The 21,431-nt window shown below is 67.4% G+C and carries 21 protein-coding genes and 1 pseudogene; 13 read left to right on the plus strand and 9 right to left on the minus strand.

Going from position 1 to position 21,431, the window contains the following annotated elements; all coding sequences use genetic code 11:
- Together HY726_16735 and HY726_16740 are read left to right on the plus strand one after the other, a co-directional pair.
- A partial coding sequence (locus tag HY726_16735; GenBank protein ID MBI4610644.1) for a DEAD/DEAH box helicase occupies positions 1–873 on the plus strand: 873 nt, incomplete at its 5' end.
- Positions 870–1,835 (plus strand): VOC family protein, encoded by a 966-nt coding sequence (locus HY726_16740; protein ID MBI4610645.1) that lies wholly within the window; start codon positions 870–872, stop codon positions 1,833–1,835. The genes HY726_16735 and HY726_16740, both read left to right, overlap by 4 nt.
- 35 nt (positions 1,836–1,870) lie before the next feature.
- Here the strand turns inward: HY726_16740 and HY726_16745 are convergent, their stop codons facing one another.
- The 3 genes from HY726_16745 to HY726_16755 form a co-directional block, all read right to left on the minus strand.
- On the minus strand, positions 1,871–2,185 hold the full coding sequence (locus HY726_16745) for a hypothetical protein (GenBank protein MBI4610646.1): 315 nt from the start codon (positions 2,183–2,185) through the stop codon (positions 1,871–1,873).
- Between the two features lie 65 nt (positions 2,186–2,250).
- Positions 2,251–2,799, minus strand: a complete 549-nt coding sequence (locus HY726_16750) for a DinB family protein (GenBank protein MBI4610647.1) — start codon at positions 2,797–2,799, stop codon at positions 2,251–2,253.
- A 5-nt stretch (positions 2,800–2,804) separates the two neighbouring features.
- A complete protein-coding gene (locus HY726_16755) occupies positions 2,805–3,056 on the minus strand; it encodes a hypothetical protein (protein MBI4610648.1) in 252 nt (83 codons plus the stop codon).
- A 324-nt stretch (positions 3,057–3,380) separates the two neighbouring features.
- Here HY726_16755 and HY726_16760 point away from each other — a divergent pair, with 324 nt between their 5' ends.
- From HY726_16760 to HY726_16785, 6 genes are all read left to right on the plus strand, one after another.
- Positions 3,381–3,908 carry a peptidylprolyl isomerase gene (locus HY726_16760; GenBank protein MBI4610649.1) on the plus strand — a complete coding sequence of 176 codons (528 nt, stop codon included), beginning with the start codon at positions 3,381–3,383 and terminating at the stop codon, positions 3,906–3,908.
- A gap of 1 nt (position 3,909) precedes the next feature.
- On the plus strand, positions 3,910–5,508 hold the full coding sequence (locus tag HY726_16765) for a D-aminoacylase (GenBank protein ID MBI4610650.1): 1,599 nt from the start codon (positions 3,910–3,912) through the stop codon (positions 5,506–5,508).
- A gap of 15 nt (positions 5,509–5,523) precedes the next feature.
- Positions 5,524–5,907, plus strand: a complete 384-nt coding sequence (locus tag HY726_16770) for an aspartyl protease family protein (GenBank protein ID MBI4610651.1) — start codon at positions 5,524–5,526, stop codon at positions 5,905–5,907.
- A gap of 26 nt (positions 5,908–5,933) precedes the next feature.
- Entirely contained in the window at positions 5,934–7,337 is a 1,404-nt protein-coding gene (locus tag HY726_16775) for a DUF2088 domain-containing protein (GenBank protein ID MBI4610652.1), read from the plus strand.
- 65 nt (positions 7,338–7,402) lie between these two features.
- Positions 7,403–8,944, plus strand: a complete 1,542-nt coding sequence (locus tag HY726_16780; GenBank protein MBI4610653.1) for a glycosyltransferase family 39 protein — start codon at positions 7,403–7,405, stop codon at positions 8,942–8,944.
- A gap of 283 nt (positions 8,945–9,227) precedes the next feature.
- Positions 9,228–10,835 carry a glycosyltransferase family 39 protein gene (locus HY726_16785; GenBank protein ID MBI4610654.1) on the plus strand — a complete coding sequence of 536 codons (1,608 nt, stop codon included), beginning with the start codon at positions 9,228–9,230 and terminating at the stop codon, positions 10,833–10,835.
- 24 nt (positions 10,836–10,859) lie between these two features.
- On the opposite strand, the gene HY726_16790 is transcribed toward HY726_16785, so the two are convergent.
- On the minus strand, positions 10,860–12,032 hold the full coding sequence (locus tag HY726_16790; GenBank protein MBI4610655.1) for an O-antigen ligase family protein: 1,173 nt from the start codon (positions 12,030–12,032) through the stop codon (positions 10,860–10,862).
- A gap of 272 nt (positions 12,033–12,304) precedes the next feature.
- Between HY726_16790 and HY726_16795 the strand changes: the two genes are divergently transcribed.
- The 4 genes from HY726_16795 to HY726_16810 all read left to right on the plus strand — a co-directional run bounded on the left by HY726_16795 (position 12,305) and on the right by HY726_16810 (position 15,091).
- Positions 12,305–13,042: a glycosyltransferase family 2 protein gene (locus HY726_16795; protein MBI4610656.1), complete on the plus strand. Its 738-nt coding sequence runs from the start codon at positions 12,305–12,307 to the stop codon at positions 13,040–13,042.
- 11 nt (positions 13,043–13,053) lie between these two features.
- Positions 13,054–14,037: a tryptophan--tRNA ligase gene (gene trpS / locus HY726_16800; protein MBI4610657.1), complete on the plus strand. Its 984-nt coding sequence runs from the start codon at positions 13,054–13,056 to the stop codon at positions 14,035–14,037.
- Positions 14,038–14,468: 431 nt separating this feature from the next.
- Positions 14,469–14,663, plus strand: coding sequence for a type II toxin-antitoxin system VapB family antitoxin (locus tag HY726_16805; protein MBI4610658.1), 195 nt, complete (start codon positions 14,469–14,471; stop codon positions 14,661–14,663).
- Positions 14,660–15,091: a type II toxin-antitoxin system VapC family toxin gene (locus tag HY726_16810; protein ID MBI4610659.1), complete on the plus strand. Its 432-nt coding sequence runs from the start codon at positions 14,660–14,662 to the stop codon at positions 15,089–15,091. Before HY726_16805 ends, HY726_16810 begins: the two co-directional genes overlap by 4 nt.
- 150 nt (positions 15,092–15,241) lie before the next feature.
- Here HY726_16810 and HY726_16815 read toward each other — a convergent pair whose 3' ends face one another.
- From HY726_16815 to HY726_16835, 5 genes and pseudogenes are all read right to left on the minus strand, one after another.
- Positions 15,242–15,508, minus strand: coding sequence for a TSUP family transporter (locus HY726_16815; GenBank protein MBI4610660.1), 267 nt, complete (start codon positions 15,506–15,508; stop codon positions 15,242–15,244).
- A gap of 1 nt (position 15,509) precedes the next feature.
- A pseudogene (locus tag HY726_16820) lies at positions 15,510–16,104 on the minus strand (nicotinamidase).
- A gap of 192 nt (positions 16,105–16,296) precedes the next feature.
- Positions 16,297–17,784 (minus strand): hypothetical protein, encoded by a 1,488-nt coding sequence (locus tag HY726_16825; protein MBI4610661.1) that lies wholly within the window; start codon positions 17,782–17,784, stop codon positions 16,297–16,299.
- Positions 17,781–19,025 carry a hypothetical protein gene (locus HY726_16830; protein ID MBI4610662.1) on the minus strand — a complete coding sequence of 415 codons (1,245 nt, stop codon included), beginning with the start codon at positions 19,023–19,025 and terminating at the stop codon, positions 17,781–17,783. The genes HY726_16825 and HY726_16830 overlap by 4 nt, the downstream gene beginning before the upstream one ends.
- Before the next feature lie 90 nt (positions 19,026–19,115).
- On the minus strand, positions 19,116–19,547 hold the full coding sequence (locus HY726_16835) for a hypothetical protein (GenBank protein MBI4610663.1): 432 nt from the start codon (positions 19,545–19,547) through the stop codon (positions 19,116–19,118).
- A 419-nt stretch (positions 19,548–19,966) separates the two neighbouring features.
- On the opposite strand from HY726_16835, the gene HY726_16840 reads away from it, so the two are divergent.
- Positions 19,967–21,431, plus strand: a 1,465-nt coding sequence (locus HY726_16840) for a peptide ABC transporter substrate-binding protein (GenBank protein MBI4610664.1), incomplete at its 3' end; no start/stop codon positions are given.

Consider the following 21,431-nt stretch of genomic DNA (forward strand, 5'->3'; position numbering starts at 1 on the left):
CCCGGTCGCCTGATCGACTACCTGAAGCAGAACGTCTGGTCGCCGCGAAAGGTGGACGTGCTGGTCATCGACGAGGCCGACCGGATGTTCGACATGGGATTCATCGCCGACCTCCGCTTCATCCTGAGGCGCCTGGCGCCACCCGAGAGACGGCAGTCCTTCCTCTTCTCGGCCACACTCTCGTTCCGGGTGCTCGAGCTGACCTGGGAGTTCATGAACAACCCGGTGCAGATCACGATCACCCCGGGGCAGAGGACTGTGGAGACCGTTAAGCAGGTTCTGTACCACGTCGGGCGCGATGAGAAGTTCAACCTGCTCCTGGGGCTCCTCAAGCGCGAGGGGGGGAGCCGGATCCTGATCTTCGCCAACACGCGGCTCGAGGCGCGGCGCCTGGAGGAGCGGCTCACGCGGAACGGCTGGCAGGCGCGGGCGCTGACGGGGGATGTGGACCAGAAGCAGCGCCTCAGGGTCCTGAACGACTTCAAGGCGGGGAAGCTGCCCCTGCTGGTGGCCACCGACGTGGCCTCGCGCGGGCTCCACATCGAGGGGGTCAGCCACGTCATCAACTGGGATCTCCCGCAGGACCCCGAGGACTACGTCCACCGGATCGGCCGCACGGCGCGGATGGGGGCCGAAGGAAAGGCCGTCAGCCTGGTGGACGAGGCCACGGCGTTGATGCTCGAGCCCATCGAGAAGTTCATCGGCCAGAAGATTCCGGTCGCGTGGGGCGAGGACGACCTCTTCCTCCCCGAGGTGAAGCCGAGCGCCGAGGAGCGCCGCCGCCTGGCCGAGGAGCGTCGGGCCCGGTTCGCGCGCGGCGGCAGCCGGAGGGGTCACGCGGGAGGGCGGGCGGCTCACGGAGAACGCCGGTGACGCGGGCTCCCGCGCTCGGGGGCTTGGGGCAGAATCTCGCCTACGTGGCGCTGGTGGTGAGCGATGTCGAGGCGGCCGCCAGCGTGTTCCAGCGCGACTTCGGCCTTCGTCGCACCGACTGCGCCGTCGGCAGGACCGGGCGCCAGGTCCCGGCGCTCAGCGTCGGGGAGAGCGCCCTCGCCCTCTTCGCGCCGGACGATCCCTTCGTCGGGGGTCGGTCAAAGCCCGGGGTCCACCACATCGCGCTGGCCGCTGAAGACCCGGTGCGCGCTGCCAGCGCCGCTGAGGCCGCCGGAGTCCCGCGAGCCGAGGCCGAACCTGGGGAGGGCCTGAACGGGGCCCGGCGGGTCCTCCTCTCCCCGGGGGCGACAGCCGGCGTCAGGGCGTACGTGACCAAGCCGCTGCGGCTCGAGCGCTCGTCCGGCGGTATCGTCGAGAGGATCGATCATCTCGGCGTTGCGAGCGCCGACAACGAGACTGCAATCGAAGCCTTCGTGACGCGCCTCGGCTGCCGGCTCGAGAGCACGCAGACGGATGTCGAGGTGCAGATTACGGTCGAGAGCTTCACGTCGGACAGGTACGGGATCGTTCACCACGCGCGGCAGGCGGAGCCGGCCGGTGGGCTCCGCGTCGCCTTCGTCAGCGTCGGGGACTGCGAGCTCGAGTTCCTCCAGGAGCTGGACCCGCGCGCAGGGGCGCGCGTGGCGCACGACCGCCCGGGGACGACGCGGCAGGACCAGGGCGCGATCGCCCGGTTCATCGCCGGCCGCGGGCCAGGCCTCCACCACCTGGCGCTCGAGGTTCACGACATCAACGGCGCGCTGGCCGCGCTCGCGCGCGCGGGCCATGCGCTCATCGACCGCGTCGGCCGCCCGGGCTCTCGCCGCGCGCTGATCGGCTTCATCCACCCCAAGAGCCTCTACGGCGTGCTGGTCCACCTCGTCCAGCGCGACGCGCTCTGAGCGACTCCGCCAGAGACCCCGCCTCTCCGGGGCGGTCAGGAGGCGTGCTCCTTCTTCAGCTGCGCCGCGATCGGCGCGAAGTCGTACGAGGGGAAGACCTCGTAGCGGAAGGGGCCCCACGCTTTCTGCTCCATGAAGCGGTTCAGGCTTCGGAACGCATGGGGGGCGACGCGCAGGTGGATGATGAAGCCGTAGGACATCGCGACCACCCACGAGACCAGCTCGCACCCCTCCGGCGGGAAGTCCCGGTAGAAGCCCGTCTTTTTGAGGTGGGCCATGATCTCCTCGAGCGTCTTCGACTGGTCGTGGTGCAGGAGCACGGTGAGAAGCGCGCGGTCGTCCGTCGCCATGGAAGGTCCTCCCGATTCCTGGGTTCAGATCGTCCCGCGCCGCGTGTGCGCGCGCGGCGCCGGCGTCAGGGTTGCGAAGCGGGCGGGCTTCCGGCCTCGAGCTGAGAAAAGCGCTGGGCATTTCCCATGCCCGGCCAGACGAAGGCCTGGACGTTGGCGAGGATCTGCCGGATGTGGTTGCGGTCGTGGTGGACCCACTCGTGGAGCAGCTCGTCGACGCGGAGGTAGCCGACCTTCGGGTGATGACCCCCGCGCTCGAGATCGGTCGCCCGCAGCCCTGCGACGAGCGCGGCGCTCACCTCGCGCAGCGCGGCCAACTCGGTGAGCAGGGTCGAGGAGTCGCGCCCGCAGTCTCGCCTCTCGCGGGCCACCGCCTCCTGATCCCAGGCCGTCAGCTCCGGCTCCGCGGCGTCGAGGATCGTCCGGATCCGTCCGGCGAAGCCGCGGCGCTCGGCCTCGATCAGGTGCCCGAGGACCTCATTGACGCACCACTCTCCCGGCGCCGGATGCCAGGCGAGCGCCGCCTCCGGGAGGGCCCTCAGCTCCGCGCTCAGCGCCGTCGCCGCAGACCTCAGCAGCTCGGCCACCTCTCGCGGCGTCAGCGGAGCAGCCACGGGGGTCACCAGGTCCCCACGCCGATCAGGGCGTAGCCGACGAGCTGCCAGAGAACCCCTCCGACGAAGCAGAGCCAGCCCGCGCTCGCCAGGGCGCGCCAGGCGGCGGGCTTCGGCTCGAGGCGGGTGCCGTCGCTCGCCCAGGCCCACCAGACCCCGGCCGCGAGGAGGAGGATGGCGCCGAGGAGGGCGAGGCCGTAGCCGCCGCCAACGAGGGGGACGAACTTGGGGTCGAAGATGATCGGTGGAACGGGCATCGGCAAATCCTCCGGTCAGCGACTCCGCCACATGCTACCACGATTGCCCAGTCCGGGGCGTTTGGGCATAATGGCGCCATTCGCACGACTGGACAGCAGTTCGAGCCGAGAGCCGTCGGCCCTGCCGTCAGGCAGGCCCGGCACGAGGCGAGGCCCGAGTTGATCTTCGAGCCGCGGGCGTCCTTGCCGGCCGGGCGACCCGCACCGCTCAAGCAGAATGCTGAAGAATCTGGTTCGAGCGCGGGCTTGGCCCGCGCAACCGAAGGGGGGAGGCATCGGAAGGGGGGCGGAGCCCCCCTCCGAAGAATCTCAAGGAGGCCCGCGATGCTGATTCGAACCCTCGCTGTCATGACCCTCTGTGTCTGGCTCGTGGGGAGCGCTCCCCCGGCCGCAGCTCAGGGGGCGGGAGGAAAGAAAGTGAAGCAGACCGCCGTCATCGCGCTGGAGAAGGGCGGGGAGATCCGGATCGAGTTCTTCCCCGAGGATGCGCCGAAGACCGTGGAGAACTTCGTGACGCTCGCGAAGAAGGGCTTCTACGACGGCCTCGCCTTCCACCGAGTCGTTCCCGGCTTCGTGGTCCAGGGCGGCGACCCCAAGGGTGACGGCACCGGAGGCCCCGGCTACAAGATCAAGGCGGAGTTCAACAAGCAGAAGCACGTGCGCGGCACCGTGGCGATGGCGCGCGCCCAGGACCCGGACTCTGCCGGAAGCCAGTTCTACATCACCTTTGGCGCCCAGCCGAACCTGGATGGCCAGTACACGGTCTTCGGCCAGGTCGTCGCGGGGATGGAGCTCGTGGACAAGATCAAGGTCGGTGACAAGATGAAGTCCGTCAAGATCGTCGAGCAGTAACGTGGGCTGGTCGCTCGTCGTCAAGAACGGCAGCGTCGTCGACGGCTCGGGGGTGCCGGCGGTCAGGGCCGACGTGGCCCTGGACGGCGACCGGATCGCCGCCGTCGCTCCGGGCCTCACGGGCGAGGCCGCGCGGGTCATCGACGCTGCGGGGCTCATCGTGGCGCCCGGCTTCATCGACATGCACGCCCACTCCGACTTCTTTTACCTCCAGTGTCCGTCGGCCGAGTCCAAAGTGCGTCAGGGGGTGACCACCGAGGTCGTGGGGATGTGCAGCTTCTCTCCCGCGCCGGTCCATCCCGAGCGGAAGCAACTGCTCGAGCGGCTGGCCAGCGCGCTGGGCTCGCGGCTCGCGGTCGAGTGGACCAGCTTCGGCGAGTACCTCCAGCGCCTCGCGACCTCCGGCCCCTCGATCAATGTCGCGCACTTCGTCGGTCACGGCGCGCTCCGCCTGGCGGCGATGGGCGCTGACGACCGGCCGCCCACGGCCGGGGAGTTGAAGGCGATGGAGCAGCTCCTCCACGAGGCCCTCGATGCCGGCGCCTTCGGCTTTTCTACCGGCCTCGTCTACCCGCCGAGCGTGTATGCCAGGACTGACGAGCTGATCGCGCTGGCGCGCTCGCTGGCCCCGCGCGGCGGCCTCTACTTCTCCCACATCCGCGGCGAGGCGGCGACGCTCGAGGAGGCCATCCTGGAGGCCATCAGGATCGGCGAGGAGGGCGGCGTTCCCGTCCAGATCGCCCACATCAAGGCGGCGGGCCGGGAGAACTGGGCGAAGATGGACCGGGCGCTCCGCCTGATCGACGAGGCGCGGGCGCGGGGCGTTGAGGTCACGGCCGACGTCTACCCGTACACTGCCGGGAGCACGGTGATGGTGAACCTCCTGCCGCCGTGGGTCCACGCCGGGGGGCTGCCGAAGCTCCTCGAGCGCATCGTGGATCTACCGACGCGGAAGCGGGTCCTGGACGAGTGCACGCTCCCCGGGGACCGCTGGCGGACCGCGTCGGGAAGCGCCGGGTGGGAGGACGTGAGGATCGCCACCTGCTCGCGCCGGGAGCTCGAGGGGCTGACGATCGCCGAACTGGCCCATCGCCGTGGACGCCCCGGGCGCGAGACGATGCTGGACTTCCTGCACGAGGAGAAGGGAGAGGTCTCGATGATCCTCTTCTCCCAGGCCGAGGAGAACGTGATCAAGGCGCTCGCCCATCCTCAGGTCATGATCGGCTCGGACTCAATCGGCCTCAGCGCCGGCCCCGGACCCCACCCCGGCAGACCCCACCCGCGGATGTACGGCACGTTTCCCCGCATCCTGGGCGTCTACGTCCGCGAGAAGAAGGTTCTCGCGTGGGAGAACGCGGTCGCGAAGATGACAGGGATGGCCGCGATGAAGCTCGGGCTCCCGGGGCGCGGGCTCCTTCGTCCGGGCTACTTCGCCGACCTCGCCCTCTTCGACCCGGCGACGGTGAGGGACAAGGCGACGTACGAGGATCCGCACCGCCATCCCACCGGGATCCCGTACGTGATCGTCAACGGCCAAGTCGTGGTGGACCAGGGGCTGATGCACGCCCTGCCGGCCGGGCGCATACTGAGCCCCCGATAGCATGGGTCGGAGCCTGTGTCTGCCGTACAATACAGCTTGAACATGGGCCTGTTTCAGGTCGAGATCGAGGTGCTTCCCGTTGACGGCGGCCCCCCCCGGGTTCAGTCTGTGCTTGTGGACACCGGCGCCTCCTATCTGGCCCTTCCTCGGAGCTTCCTGACTTCGCTTGGCTATCGAGCCATCGATCGACAGCGGGTGGTCTTTGCGACGGGAGAAACCGCGGTCTGGGATGTAACGGAGGTCAGGGTTCGCCTTCAAGGTCGAGAGCGGACTGCCCTCACGTTCCTGGCTCCGGATGAATCCCCCAGGCTGCTGGGCGCTCAGACGCTCGAGAGCTTCGGCCTGGGCGTTGATCCCCTCGGCAAGCGTCTCGTTCCCGTGGACGCCTACCTCGCGTAGCGGGTTAGACGCATCCTGACTCCGCGATGAAGGTCGAGCTGCTGTACGGCGAAGGGCTCCTCCCCGCCGAGATCCCCGACCGGGCTGTCCTGGTCCCGAACACCGAGGTCGTCACCCTTCCGCCGGTCGAAAACCTCGACGCCACCGTGAGCCGGGCGCTGACGGCACCCCTCGGATTACCGCGAATCCGGGAGCTGGTCAGGCCCGGCGCGCGCGTCGCGATCGCCTTCGACGATGCGACGGTAGGGTCCTACGGCCCGATCCGGAGCGTCGCGATCGAGGCGGTCCTCGGGGAGCTCGACGCGGCGGGGGTCTCGCGGACGAACGTCACGCTGATCTGCGCGAACGCCCTCCACCGGAAGCTCAGGCGCGAGGAGCTCGCGTTCCTCCTCGGCGAGGATCTGGTCCGAGAGTTCGACCCGCGCCTGGTCTGCCACGACGCTGAGGACCCGGAAGTGATGGTGGACCTGGGCCAGACCCCCGAGCACGGCTACGCCGTCGAGGTCCACCGCCTCGTCGCCGAGTCCGACCTGACCGTGTACGTCAACGCGCGCTACAACCGGGGCTTCTCCGGCGGGTGGAAGTCGGTCTGCGTCGGGCTCTCCACCTACAAGTCGATCCGGATCACCCACACGCCGGACGGCATGTCCATGGCCGTTCACAACAACCGGATGCACGCGGTCCTGAACGAGATGGGGCGGCACCTCGAGAGCCGGCTTGGCAGACGGATCTTCAAGCTCGACACGCTCCTCTCCGATCCCCTCCGCGTGGCGAAGGTGGTGGCAGGGAGCGTGGATGACACGCGGCGCGAAATGCTCGACACCCTGGCGCGGATGTTCCCGCCGCGGCGAGAGCTGGCGACGGCGCGCTTCGATGTCCTCCTGTACGGGATCCCGGACTGGAGCCCCTATGCGGTCTTCTCCCACGTCAACCCGATCCTGACGCTCATCTCGTCAGGTCTCGGCTACCTGGGGGGACTGATCGAGGCGCTGGGGAAGCCGGGCTGCACCGTCATCATGGCGACCCCCGTCCCCGACCGCTGGGACCGCACCACCCACCCCTCGTACCCCGAGATCTGGGAGCGCGTGCTCCCGATCACGCGGGACCCGTACGAGATCATGCGCCGCTTCGCCGAGGACTACGCGCGGCGACCGGACTACATCGAGGCCTACCGCTTCGCCTTCGGGTTCCACCCGGCTCACGGGATAATGGCTGTGTATCCCCTCAACCGCCTGAGCCACATCGGCAGCGTGATCGTCGCCGCGCCCCGCGACCCGCAGGTGCCGCGCCACCTGGGGTTTGAGGTGGCGGCGAGCGTGGAGGAGGCCCTGGCGCGCGCCGAGGCGGTCCACGGCCGGGAGTGCACGATCGCCTGCATCCAGCAGCCGCTCCGCCCGCTCGGCGCGCCAGGGCCCGGGGGTCGCACCTGACCCGAGCGGGAAACAGTCGAGGCTGGAGGAGCGGTCCCCTGCCCGGGGCGCTCTTTGTCTCCCTCGTGACCGCGCTGCTCGTGTTCCCCCCGCTCGGCAGCCAGGTGATCTCGACCTCTGACGAAGCCCGCTTCCCGCTCCTTGCCCGCGACGCGATCGCGCGCGGTGCCTGGTTCGACGCCGAGGTTCGGGACAAGGTCTACCGGAACAAGCCTCCGCTCTATCCCTGGAGCATCGCGGCCGTGTCGCTCCCGGGAGGCCGCGTGACCGAGGGGACGGCCCAGGCGCCGGTCGCCGCGGCGGCTGTCGGGGCTGCGCTCTTCACCTTCCTCCTGGGCGATCGGCTCTTCACGCGGCGGGCCGGCCTGTGGGCAGCGCTGATCCTCGCCACGAGCTACAGCTTCTTCGGCCACAGCCAGAAGCTCCTGCCCGACATGCTCGTCGTGGCCTTCGCCACGGCCGCCGGCTACGCCTTCTGGCGGGCGATGGCTGAGCCCCCGGGGCGCGGCGCGCTCATCGGCTTCTACGCGGCGCTCGCGTTTGGGGTATTTGCAAAAGGGCCCGTCGGGCTGCTCCCGCTCCTCGCGGCCGCGGCCTGGCTCTGGATCGAGCGGGGCCCGCGCGGGCTCCGTCGCCTCTGGAGCCCGCCGGGCGCGGCGGTCTTTGCGGTGGTGACTTTGAGCTGGCTCGGGGCATTCCTGGCCGTCGGGACCCGGAGCTACGTCGAGACGGTGCTCTGGAAGAACTGGCTCGACTGGTTCCTGGGCGTTCCGCTTCCCTCCCGCCTCGCCAACCTTGCCGTCGATGCGGTCGTGGGTTTCCTGCCCTGGACAGTGGTGGCGCCGCTCGCCTTCGCACAGGCCTTCCGGGCGTGGAGGGCAAGCGCCGCGGTCAGGTTCGCGGTCCTCTGGTTCGCGGTCCCGCTCTTCGTGATCGCGCTGTCGGCAAACCAGCGAACGCGCTACCTCCTCTCCATCTACCCTGGGCTGGCGCTGCTGGTCGCGTGGTGGGCGGATGCTCACGGAGCCGTCCGCACGACGCTCGGGCGCGTCCTCGCGTGGGGCTCGCTCCTCGGAGCCGGCGGTGGCGTCGCGCTCCTCGCCCTGTCCCCTCCGTTCGGGCTCGAGCGGGTGTCGTGGGAACTGCTGCCGCTGATCGCCGGCACGGCGCTGCTCGGCCTGGCCCTCTGGAGAGGCCTTCAGGCGGGGCGCCCGGCGCTCCTGGTCCAGGGGGTGGTCGCCGGGATGGTGGTGATCCTGGGCTCCGGCATCTGGCTCCACAACGCGTGGGCCAACCGGACCGAGGACTTCAAAGGCCTCTCTGCCCGCGTCGAGCGTCACGTCGGCGGCGCGGCCGTGGCCGTGTTCGGTGGACGATTCTTTCCGCTCGACTTCTACCTCGGTCGGGACCTCCGCCGGATCAGGACGGAGGAGGAGCTCGAGGCCTACCTGGCCCGCCCCGAGCGCCCCGCCGTCGTGGTGGCCGAGGGGTCCTGGCGCGCGCTCCAGGGGAAGGTCTCTCAGGATGTGCGCGTCTTGGACCGGATGCGCGTCCGAGGGCAGGAGATGCTCGTTGTCCGGGCCGACTCGGTCCCCTCAACCCGCTGAGTCGGCGTGATTCGGGAGAGGGGCGGCCGGTGAGCTTCCTCGGAGGGGGGCCACCCAGGCACCCCCACGCCTTCGGCGTGGATGCCCGGGTACCCGCCCCTTCCGAACCTCCCCCTTGCAGTTCGAGCCGAGGGGCTGCCGACGAGCCGCAGGCGAGGCGAGACCCGAGTAGGTAAGAACCACGAGGCGACGCCTGAGTTGATTGCGCCGGCCGGGTACCCGTGCCGAAGGCACGGGTGGGCGCTCGAACGCACGGTGCCGACTCATGAGTGAAGGTAGTCCGGTGAGCGATTGGGACCCCAGACGGCGATCGGGCCTGGCCCTTCTCGGAGTGCTCGCGCTGGCCGCGCTGATCCTCCTGATGCCCGCTGGCCGGCGGCCGTTCTGGTCGTCGGATGAGGCGCGCTTCGCCCTCCTCGCCCAGGACATCCTGGACCACGGGCGCTGGCTGGTGCCCGAGCTGCGCGGGCAGCCCTACCTGAACAAGCCGCAGCTCTACTTCTGGAGCATCGCGCTCGTCTCGATCCCGTTCGGGCGCGTGACGGAGCTCAGCGCCGCGCTCCCGTCGGTGGCCTCGGCCCTGGCGGGAATCGCCGGCGTGATGGAGATCGGTCGCTTCCTCTGGGGCTGGCGCGCCGGCACCCTCGCCGGGCTCGTCCTCGCGACGACCCCGGCGTACTTCGTCTTCGGCCACCAGGTGCTCGCCGACATGATGCTCACCACGCTGGTGATCTGGGCGCTCTACTTCCTCCTGCGCGCCCGGGCCGCGGGCTGGGCCGTGGGACCTCTCCTGGGCTTCTACATGTGCGTGGCCGGCGCCATCGCGAGCAAGGGGCCGGAGGGGCTCGCGGCGCTCGGTGCTGCCGCCCTCGCGGCGCTCGTGACGGGCGGGTGGTCCGGGCTCGGCCGGCTCCGCCTGGTCCAGGGCGTGGTGCTGCTCGCCGTCATGTTGCTCCCGTGGATCGTGCCGTACCTCGCCCAGCCGCGCGGGAGCTTCGTCGGCGACGTGCTCCTCGGCCACTACGTGACGTGGTACTTCCGGAGCGGGGTGCTCGCGCGGGTTGAGCACATGGCCACGGTGCTGCCTAACTTCCTCCCGTGGACCGTGTTCCTGGTGGGCGCGCTCGTCTGGTGGCGGCGGGCGCCTGACGGCGGACGCTGGTGGATCGGCGCCTGGACCCTGGCCCTGTGGCTGCTCCTCGGGCTGTCGGGCACCCAGCGGGCGCGGTACCTCCTCCCCGTCTACCCGGGCCTGGCCCTCCTCACCGCCGAGTTCCTCGCCGTCGCACAGGCGTCGGGTGGCCGGCGCGCGCTGCGGGGCGCCTCGGCCGTGTTCTGCGTCGCAGCCGTGGTCGGCGCTGCGGCGCTCGCCTCACCGCTCGTCCTCCACGTGTCCGGCGAGGACCGCGCCTACGTGCCCGACACTGCCGCAGAGCGCGTGCTCCTCGTGGCGCTGGTCGCTGCGGCCGCGCCCGCCGTGGCGCTCGCGATCCGGCGTCAGGCGTTTGCCGGCGCGGCCGTGGCGGTGGCCCTCGCCACCGCTGCGGTCCTCCTCGTCGAGGGCGTGACGTACCCGCCGCGCTACGCGCGCGACTTCGGGGCCCGCGACCTGGCCGTCGCAGCGGCGGCGTACGCCCCGCCGGGCGCGGCCGTGATCGGCCACCCCGACCTCCGGCTCTCCTATGATTTCTATCTCCGCCGGCGCGTGGTGGAAATCTCCTCGGCCGAATCACTCGCGCAGCGGGTTGCCTCGCCGTCGCAGGATATCCTGATCACGGCCCGGGAGCGCTGGACCGCGCTCGCCCCCCGGGCAGACCCGTCGTGGCGAGTCCTGGCGACTCGCCGGATCGGGGGGCGGGAGATGGTGGTGGTCGGGAGCGCCGCGCGCTGAGCCCGGTGCGGGAGCTATCCGCTCTTAGCTTCCTCGCGGCCCCTCGGCCACGACGAACGGGAAGGCCATCACGACCCACACCAGGCCGATGACTTCCGAATCGCCGAAATTGTACTCAAAGAGCCCGGCGATCAGGAACCCGATGACGGCAGCCAGGCTGCCGGCCACGAGGACGCGGTCGTCGGCCCGGGCGGGCGGGAGCTGCGCGTAGATCCGCCCGGCCCGAAGCAGGAACGCGACCCAGATCCAGAGCCACGCCCCGAGCCCCAGGAGCCCGCGCTCGGCCGCGATCTGGACCAGGTTGTTGTGGAGGTGCCCGGTTCGCGCCCGCCGCGCGTCCGGGTGTTTATAGTCGGGGTAGTAGAGCCGAACGCCGCCGGGGCCCAGTCCGAGCAGCGGCGCGTCCTTAAGCATGCGCAGTCCCGCATCCCAGAAGTAGAAGCGCTCGCTGGCGCTCGGGCTCCCGGGGTCGAACATGGACAGCAGCTTGGCTTTGAGCGGCGACGGGATGGAAAGCGCCAGGATAACGGCGAGACCGAGTGGAACGAGCAGCGCGAGCCGGCGGCTCAGGAGGACGAGCACGCCGATGGCTGCGGCGAACCCCAGCCAGGCGTTACGCACATAGGTCAACCCGAGCGTCACGAACCCGAGGGCGGCGGGGGGGACCAGCCACCACGCCCGTCGGCGGGAGCCCAGCGCGAGCTCGGCGGACAGGAGCGCGAGCGAGACGATGAGGCTTCCGCCGAGGGTCATGTAGATACTGAAGAAGCCTTTGGCCCGAAACGGCTCGACGCCGAGCTGGCGGCATCTCTCGGCCTTGAGTTTGAGGGCCCACCAGACCCATCCGGGCGCCTCGGCCACGGAGGTGCACGTCCAGGTCTGGAGCATAGCGTAGACGGACACCAGGGCCACGGCGCTGTAGAGCCACACCAGGGCTCGGCGGATGTGGTCTCCGGAGGCGAAGCCGTTGACGGCGGCGAAGAAGAGGATGAGCGACAGGAGCTCCTTTGACTCGAACAGCGCCACGGGCCGGTTGGTCGCGGCCAGGGCGGACAGCAGCGTCACCACAGCCAGCGTCGCGAGCGGCAGCGCGAGCGGAAGGAGGCAGCGGGCTCGAAGCGCGGGATCGGCGAGCCTCAGGAGGCTGGCGAGGCCGAGCAGCGCCGTGAGGACTCCGACGGCGGTGATGGATGTCATCAGTGCCACCAGCAGCAGGGCCAGGAGCGGAGCCAGGCTCCTGTCGGCGGCGCGCGCGAGCCTCGCACCAGCCCACGCATCGTGAATTTCCGCTGTTCCCCCCGGCGCCATGGCGAGGACGCTAGCAGACGCCGGTGGGACGTGTCAACGCGCGCCGCGGGTACCCGCGCCGGGTACCCCCGAAGTGGGTGTGCGCGCTCGCCGTTTCGAGTTTTGTCCGTCGTCGCGCGAGGGTATATACTCGTTCGCCAGACCGTGCGCGGAGCCAACCCATGAGGGCCGCGGTGGAGTTGTCAGTCATCCTCCCCGTGTACAACGAGGCGGAGAGCGTCCCGGCCCTCTGGCGGGAGCTGGAGGAGGTGCTGCCGACGCTCGCGCAGTCGGCCGAGGTCATCTTTGTGGACGACGGCTCGACCGATGGGAGTGCCGAGGCGATCCGCGCGATCGTCAAGCAAGACCCGCGGGCGCGCCTCGTGCGGCTGGCCGCCAACGCCGGGCTCACGGCCGCCTTCCATGCCGGCTTCGAAGCCGCTCAGGGACGAACGATCGTCACCATGGACTCGGACCTCCAGAGCGACCCGCGCGACATCGCCCGGCTGCTCGCCCACCTGGGGAACTACGACGCCGCCGTCGGGTGGCGGCAGCGGCGCCACGACCCGTGGCTCAAGCGGGTCTCGTCCCGCATCGCCAACGCCATTCGCAATGCGGCCACCGCCGAGTCGGTCCGGGACAGCGCCTGCAGCCTGCGCGCCATGCGCCGGGAGTGTGTCGACGCGATTCCGCCCTACAACGGGATGCACCGGTTCGTGCCGACGCTCCTCAGGATGGCGGGCTACCGGGTGGTCGAGGTGCCGGTCAATCATCGCCCGCGGCGCTTCGGTGGCTCCAAGTACGGCATCCGGAACCGCGCGTTCAGGGCGTTCGTCGACCTGCTGGTCGTGCGCTGGATGATGACGCGGCGTCTCCGCTACGAGGTGGTCGAGGAGGACGGGGCGGGCGCGGGCCGCTGAGGGGACCGGGCGTGAGACAGCGGGTCTTCTCCGGGATTCAGCCTACCGGGCGCCTCCATATCGGTAACTACCTGGGCGCCATCCGCCAGTGGGTGGCCTCCCAGGCCGGGTTCGACAACATCTTCTGCATCGTCGACCTGCACGCGATCACCGTGGCCCAGGATCCGCAGGTGCTGAGGGCAAAGATCCGCGAGGTGGCTGGGCTCCTCTTTGCCGCCGGCATAGATCCCGGGCTGTCCGCGGTCTTCGTCCAATCGCACGTGTCGGCGCACGCGGAGCTGGCCTGGATCCTGAACTGCTTCATCCCCATGGGCTGGATGCAGCGGATGACGCAGTTCAAGGAGAAATCCCAGAGGCAGAAGACGCAGGTGAGCGTCGGGCTCTTTGACTACCCGGCGCTGATGGCGGCCGATATTCTCCTCTATGAGACGGATCTCGTGCCGGTCGGCGAGGACCAGAAGCAGCACGTTGAGCTGGCGCGGGATGTGGCCGAGCGGTTCAACTCCATCTACGGCAAGACCTTCAAGGTCCCGGAGCCGATCATCCGGGCGGTCGGCGCGCGGATCATGGGGCTCGACGATCCCACCAAGAAGATGAGCAAGAGCGACGAGCGGCCCGGCCACGCGGTCGATCTGCTGGATTCCCCGGACGAGATCCGGGCGAAGATCATGCGCGCGACGACGGACTCGGGGCGCGAGGTCCGCTTCGACGAGGGCCGGCCCGGCCTCCACAACCTGCTCGTCCTGTACGAGCTGTTCAGCGGAGCCCCGCGGGCCGGGATCGAGGCGCGGTTTGAGGGGAAGGGGTACGCCGACGTCAAGCGGGAGCTGGCGGAGCTGATCATCGGGCGCCTGACACCGCTCCAGGCCCGGTACCGGGAGCTGGCGAGGGATCCGGCCCAGCTCGACGCGTTGCTCAGCGAGGGGGCGTCGCGCGTTCGCCCGATCGCCGAGAAGACGCGCGCGAGCGTCAAAGCGAAGGTCGGGCTGGGGTGATCAATCAGAGGGGGACACCCACGCCTTCGGCGCGGGTACCCGGGCCCCCTCCGAGGCCTCCCCCAGGAATGGTGGTTCGAGCCGAGGGGCTGCCGAGGAGGCGCAGGCGAGGAGAGCCACGAGGCGAGGCCCGAGTTGGTTGCGCGGGCGAAGCCCGCGCTCGAAGGGCATTAGGCCGACACGCCCCCTACCGCCTTACCGGGGGCGATCTCGGCATAGGGGGGAGCCACGGGAGAGGGCCTTTATCTTGACTACGCTCATAACCCGGAGCTCGCGCGCCTCGTCGAGTCCACGGTGTGGGTGGACGACGCGCATCCCGGATCGGCTCGATGGCGGCCACGGCCACAGCGATCAACCTCGCTCAGGCTGGTCTTGATAGATACGGACAAGATTGCTAAAATGTCTGTATCGCACAGCTTGGAGGGTTTTCTATGAAAGCGACGGTCAGAAAGAAAACCTATAACCTGGACGGCGAGATGATCGAAAAGGTGCGCCGGCTGTTTAACGCGAAGACGGATACCGAGGCAATTCAACGGGCGCTACGAAAAGCCGTTGAGGATCGTGAGGTCGAGGAGTCTCTCGACAGGCTGCTCAAAGAAGGTCGCTTCCGGACGGTGTACCGGTGAAGTACCTCCTGGATACGAATGTCTACCTCGGCGCTGTTCGATCGGAGGGAAAACGAGCCAGGTTCCCGAGCACGTTCTATCCGCTCTTACCGGCCACCCACCTGTCGGCGGTTGTCGCGTATGAGCTTGCCTTAAATGCTTATGACCGTCGCACTCGAACGCTTGTGCTCGAGTTCATCCGCCCAATGCGACAGACTGGACGGGTCGTCACGCCCACCTTCGAGGACTGGATAATGGCGTCCGAGATAGTCACAGCTATCGGGGAAAAAGAAAGGAGTTGGCGATCCAAGTTGCCCGCGCTCCTCAATGACATTCTCATCGCGCTATCCGCTCGACGAATCGGCGCCATGCTGCTGACCTACAACCGGGACGACTTTCGGCTGATTGGCCGCTACGCGGACTTTTCGTTGCGCGTCCTTGAGGGATAGATGAAACAACGGAGCAATCGTCCCTAGGAAGTTGGAGTCGCCAAAGGGGAGCAGGCTACCACCCGCCATGCTCCTGACGCCTTGAGGGGCGGGACCCCAGCGGCCGGCCGCGCGCTCGCTGAGCAGGGCTGAGAAAGGCCTTTGTGTTGGCTACGCTCTCCTCAGATCGACGCGCCCGGCCCGCCAGTGGCGGACCAACCCGCTCACCGCGCTCAGCGTGCTCACCAGGATGTTCGTGCCCGCGGCGACCGGCGCCGGCATGCCGAGAAGCAGGAGGAACGGCAGCCGCATCGTCCCGAGGGCGAGGCCGACGATTCCGCCGATGACGCCGACGCCGTACGAGAGGGCGTTGAGGAAGATCGCTTGCCAGAGGAGAACCTCGGAAGGCAGCCCGAAGGCCGAGAGAGATGAGAGCATGCTAGACCTCCGCAAGTGTGGCGAAGGTCGCGCCGGCCGCTTTCATCTCTTCGAGCGCCTTCGCGCCATCGCCCGGGTTCACGTCCACGGCCCGGACCGCGTCCTCAAGCACCACCACCTCGAACCCCTCGCGGAGGGCATCCAGCACCGTCGCCTTCACGCAATAGTCGGTCGCGAGCCGCCGACGAAGAGGCGCTGGACCCCGCGATCCCCCAGGGCCGCGGCGAACGGCATCCCGCTCGGGTCCTCGGCCTGGAAGCACGAGTAGGCGTCCGCCTCGGGGTCCATTCCATTGGAGACGACGGCGGTATCGCGCGGAGCTTCAGGTCCGCGTGGAACTGCGCGCCCCGGGTTTCCTGGACGCAGTGGGGCGGCCAGACCCCGCCGTACGCCTTGAAGTGCCGGGTCACGGCCGGGTGCCAGTCGCGCGAGGCGAAGATCGCTCCGCCGACGGCCGCGGACCGGACGATGTAGCAGTTGAGCGCCGGAACGACCCTGTCTCCCTCGGGCACCGCCAGCGAGCCGGCGGGGCAGAAGTCGTTCTGGACGTCCACGATCAGCAGGGCATCGCCTGAGGGATCAATCGTCAGGGGCATTACGGGAGATCCCAAAATGCCGGGATCAGCGCGCGTTCCGGTTCAGCTGCTCGTAGTGGTGAATCACGCGCAACCTTGTCTTGGCCCTCCGGATCTGTTCGGTTCCTTGGTTCCAACTTATCGATCTGATGAAGGCAACCCGCTACAAGCTAAGAGACGGAACGGCCTACAACCGCGACGCTCTGCACGCATTTACCTACGTCTCACCCCGCCTTTTCGCTTGAGACCCAATCCCGCAAGAAACAGATCGGGCACGTCTATGCGCCCATCAGAGCGAGCTCTAAACACACCAATCTCGACAAGATAGTCAACGAGCTCGCGCGGTTCTTTCGTAGGCGGTCTTATCTCGGGCTGGGCACCCCAGCTACCATCGAAGTTGACGGCAATCCGCCTTTCGACTTGTTGCCGCCGGTCCCATGGGACCTGATCGTCGCTTAGCCGGTCTCTTAGCCCCGACAGCCAGGGCCACTCATCAGTTGATTGAGTAACGTGCTCTTTCGACACAACATCAAGTGCCGCACGGAAGGACACAGGTCGGAGGAGTCTTGGCGGACGTATCCGGCCTCCGGAATTCAACTCGTATCTCGCCGCTTCCTCAATGAGCCGTACCAGTGGGCGTGGAAGCGCGTGACCGCGACCGTCACGAATGTGATCGAGCAACCACCGAAAGACTAGACCCTTCTTAATGTTAGCGCCCATATACGGACCGACCAGCCGATCCACAAATGGCTTCGCCTGTTCCGCCCTCGTCAGATCCGGAACCAAATACAGTTCCGTGTCCTCGTGAAACTTGATATGAGTCGCTTCGCAATACTCGTGAAGTTCTTCGCTCGTATTTGAGACGCGCTTCATTAGCATCGCGTACAGGTTTCTGTCGCCCCACACGAGTTCTGCCCGGTTGGCCGCAAGTTTTGCCAGGTCAGCACCACCCGCAGTCGCATGGCGTTGAAACAGATCGGTGCGCAGGAAAATCTTAGCTCGGATTCTTCTCCACCGGCGTGTGTAAGTCGCCCAGAAGGCCACAAGGCCCCGTATGCCCGTGTTCATTACTTCCCAAACGGCCCCACCGAGAGTATCAAGCTCATCGTATCCAATGAAAATGCGAGAGTCCGTCCTGTGGAGCTTTTCGTCGAGTCTGTCAAGAGCAAGCAGCGGCGAATCGCCAGTGCGGCGAAACGCTTCGTAATTGGAGATTGCATCGCCTCCCTGAATAGAGAACATCCAATTTAGTGAACTCTTTGCTTCTTCGTCCAGGTGATCTCGCAGCGAGCGAACAAGGTAGCAAAACCAGAGCTCCATTGTGGGTTCGGGAGAGCTGCCCTTCTCATCCACGAAGCGGCGAAGTCCACGCGCGTCTGGAAAGCCAGCTCCAATTGGATAACCGGAAAGCCATGTGGTTCGCGCCGGCTCTAGTGGTGGCAGTCGAACCGTCGGAGCATGTCGTGCAATGGCCGGGAGCAATCCCCGCCAGATTACTGCCCGGAAAAGTTCGGTCTTCCCTGAGCCGCGAGGACCGATAATCAAGACGACATCTGGGTCGAACGCCCGGGCGTGTTCAGCGACCGGATAAAATGTGCGGGGAAAGGCCTCTTCGCTTTCTCCTTCAGCGCGGCCGTGACTGCCCATACCGGACAGCTGCCGGAGTAGTGTGAGTTGGTCTTCGTGCGTCAGGGCCTTCATTCTTCGCTCTCCGGCTGGAACCGAGCGGCAATGCGGTCAGCCAGCGCTGAGTATTCTGGCGACTCCGCGAGATCGGACGCCACTTCGTCTACCCGGCCAAAATGAGCTAGCTTTTCGTCGTATGACAGCGCGACTGGGACATGAGGGGCATCCTCATTCTCGGCGTCGCGGACATACCAGAACCGATCGTCTTCGGGGTCTTCGGGGTCTTCGGCGTAGTAGGCGTCCGTGAACTCAACGCGCGCCCGATCGGAGAAGGCAGCTCTAGCCATTGCCGATATAGTAACATTTCTGGGAACCATCGCGTGCACGAGTAGACACTCGGCCTGAGGTCGGCCCATGCGGACCCGACTCGCACCGAGGCGAGAAAGGACAAGGCGTAGTCCCTGCCAACTCTGCTCTGATGCAGTTCCAAATAGGACGTGCAGGTGTGCGAGCCCTCCAAGCAGTAGGCCCGCTGGCTCGGAGAGCCCTGTTCTTGCATCTATCAGGATCCAGGCTGGCTGCAGGGTGTGACGTAACTCGGTCAACAAGAGAATGAGCGGGTGAGGTTCGCCACCACGACCGGGGGGTTCAAGGTCTACACGTGCGAGCTTACCCAGGTATTCACTGTCCAGACGGCCGGCCGGGACGACAATAATCTCCCCTCTTCCCGTTACTGCTTCGCGCCGGCACGCGTGGTAGTAATCGGGAAGATCGACCTCCCCGCCGGGTCGCTCAAGGAGATAATCGACGACACCCCAGGATGCTGTTGTGCCAGCCTCGTCCGCAGCGAGAAGCGAGCCAACACCAGGCGCATCTAGATCGAAATCGATTACAACAATGCGCTCCCCTTTTCTCGCCCGCTGAATGGCGAAAGAGGCAACAGCAGTGCTTCTCCCGGCGCCACCCTTGAAGGAGTAGAATACGAGAAGAGGGGGTCCACCGTTCTCCTCGTCCGCGAATGTAGGCCACAGGGAGTCAGCCACCAGTGCGAACCACGCGCTCCGGTTCCGATACCGATCGGCTTCGTGTAGGCGTGGCGCTCCTTCAACCTCTTCGCTCTCCTCCCAGGCTTTCTCGTAGAGAAGACGATCGGCCTCGCTCGCAGCTGAGCCATTCCAAATATCTCCGCTCCAAAACCGTCCAGCGACACCTGGGTCTCCAAGCTGCGCACTCAAGGAATGACGAAGTTCTTCCCAGTCTTGACGGCGGGTCCAGACCACGAGGCGAAGTCGCCCAAAAAGATCTTCGATGAGCACGGCTCGCTCAATCGACGCATCTGTAGCAAGCATTCGGCTCAACACGTTAAGGGCGGCGCGCCGCGCCTCGTCACTGTGCTTAACTCGCATTCAAATTACCCCGTCGAGTTTCATCGGGACGATCGTAGAATTGTAGACGAGCTCCGCCTCGGCAATCCAGGCGACGACCTCTGCCTGGGCGACATGACCGGGAGGCCGATAGCGCAGACCTGGCGCCCATCCGTTGGCAGGATGGTAGAGCGGATGGCCTGGCGTCTGGCTGGGAACGTATCGTGCCGTCTTCGAACCCGGAAGAGCGGCAAGCTTGAGTGCCTCCGAAGTCAGACTGTTCAGGTCGTGGATCGCCGCCACAGCACCAGCCTGGAAAAGAACGAGAGTTTTGAGACAGCACTCAACCACATAGCCAGCGAGGTAGGCTGCGCCGTCCGAACGTCCGGCCGCCACGAGTGTATGTGAATCTATGAGATGCTTTCCCGCCGCTTCGGGATGGTCGTCTCCATTGGGCTGGGCAACGTTGGACACGTTAACCTCCCGATACACCCGATGCGAGCTTAGACTCACGCTGTGCTAGGAGCGGCATGCCGCTGGCGAGTGTACCGTGCGGCAAGGAACTAGGCAACAAGACCTAAGCACCCTCCTGACGCCTTGAGGGGCGGGACCCCAGCGGCCGGCCGCGCGCTCGCTGAGCAGGGCGCGTCCGGCTGAGAAAGGCCTTTGTGTTGGCTATGCTCGCACCAGGGGACTGTTCGCAAGTGCCCGATTGAACAGCTTTCCTCGACCGGAACTGTCGAAGACAGGCCTGAGCGAGCCGGGCGGTGCGGGGACCCGCGAGCGGGGTGGCCGCCGCGAAAGGCGGTTGTCCGGCCCCGCGTTTTCTCGTACACTTTAGCCTCCACGAAGAAACCGGGCGTCAAAACCTTTCGCTCCCAAGGGAGGTGGCCATGTCCCGCTATCCTCTCGCGCCAGTTCTGCCTCTCGTGTCCGCAGTCCTCCTCGTGCTCGCCGCCGGGCCGGCGGCGGGCCAGACTCCCAAGTACGGCGGTGTGCTCGTCATGCACCCGCTCTCCGCGCCGCCGAGCCTCAGCCCGCACGAGGAGTCCACAATCGCCACCGTCCAGCAGGCCAGCCCGTGCCTCAACAACCTCGTGTACTTCGACCCGACGAAGAAGCAGGAGAGCGTCGACACGGTCATCCCTGAGCTGGCCGAGCGCTGGTCCTGGCAGGATAACTACCGCAACCTGGTCTTCTTCCTCCGCAAGGACGTGCGGTGGCACGACGGCAAGCCCTTCACGTCGCAGGACGTAAAGTACACGTTCGACGTGGTGCGCGGGGCCCCCGACGCCAGGGCGAAGCTGCGCGTGAATCCCCGAAAGCTCTGGTACGAGAACGTCGAGCACATCGAAGCGCCCGATCCCCAGACGGTTGTCTTCCGGCTCAAGCGGCCCCAGCCCTCGCTTCTCCTCATGCTGGCCTCAGGCTACTCGCCCGTGTACCCGGCCCACGTGCCCGTGACCGAGTTCAAGACCAAGTGCATCGGCACCGGGCCCTTCAAGCTCAAGGAGCACAAGCCGGGCGAGTACATCGAGTACGTGAGGAACCCCGACTACTTCGTCAAGGGCCGGCCCTACCTGGACGGAATCAGGTACCTGATGATCCGCGACCGTTCGACCCAGATCGCCGCGGTCCAGGCCGGCCAGCTGGACGTCGCCGGCAGCGGCTGGAACCGGACCAACGCCGAGGCGGCCAAGGCGGGCGGGCCGAAGCTCGTGGTGCTCGAGTCGGACTCGAACGTCAACGACAACGTCCTCGTCAACTTCAAGCGCCCGCCGTTCACCGACCCGCGGGTACGCCTGGCCATCAACCTCGCGCTCGACCGCAAGGCCTACTTGGTGGGGCCGCGGCAGGGCGCCGCGACCTTCGGCGGGGCCATGCTGCCGAGGCCGTCGGGCGTCTGGGGGCTCCCGCCGGCGGAGGTGGCCAAGCTGCCCGGGATGGGGGACACGGCCAAGCAGAAGGCCGAGGCCAAGACGCTCCTCGCCGAGGCTGGCTTCGGCCCCGGCAACCCGCTCAAGATCACGGTGTCCACGCGGGCGCTCGCCATCTACGTCGACACCGCGAGCTGGATGGTCGACCAGCTCCGCCAGATCGGCGTCGACGCCACCCTGGAGCAGATCGAGACCGGCGTGTGGCATCCGAAGATGACCCGGCTGGACTACCAAGTCGCGCTCAACCTGACGGGCATCGGCATCGACGACCCTGACGCCAACTTCTACGAAAACTTCAAGTGCGGATCCCAGCGGAACTTCTCCGGCTACTGCTCGGAGGAGATCGACAAGCTCATCGTCGAGCAGTCGCAGACGCTGGACCGGGCCAAGCGCCTCAAGCTCGTCCACGAGATCGACCGGA

The organism is Candidatus Rokuibacteriota bacterium (assembly GCA_016209385.1).
Lineage (GTDB): Bacteria > Methylomirabilota > Methylomirabilia > Rokubacteriales > CSP1-6 > JACQWB01.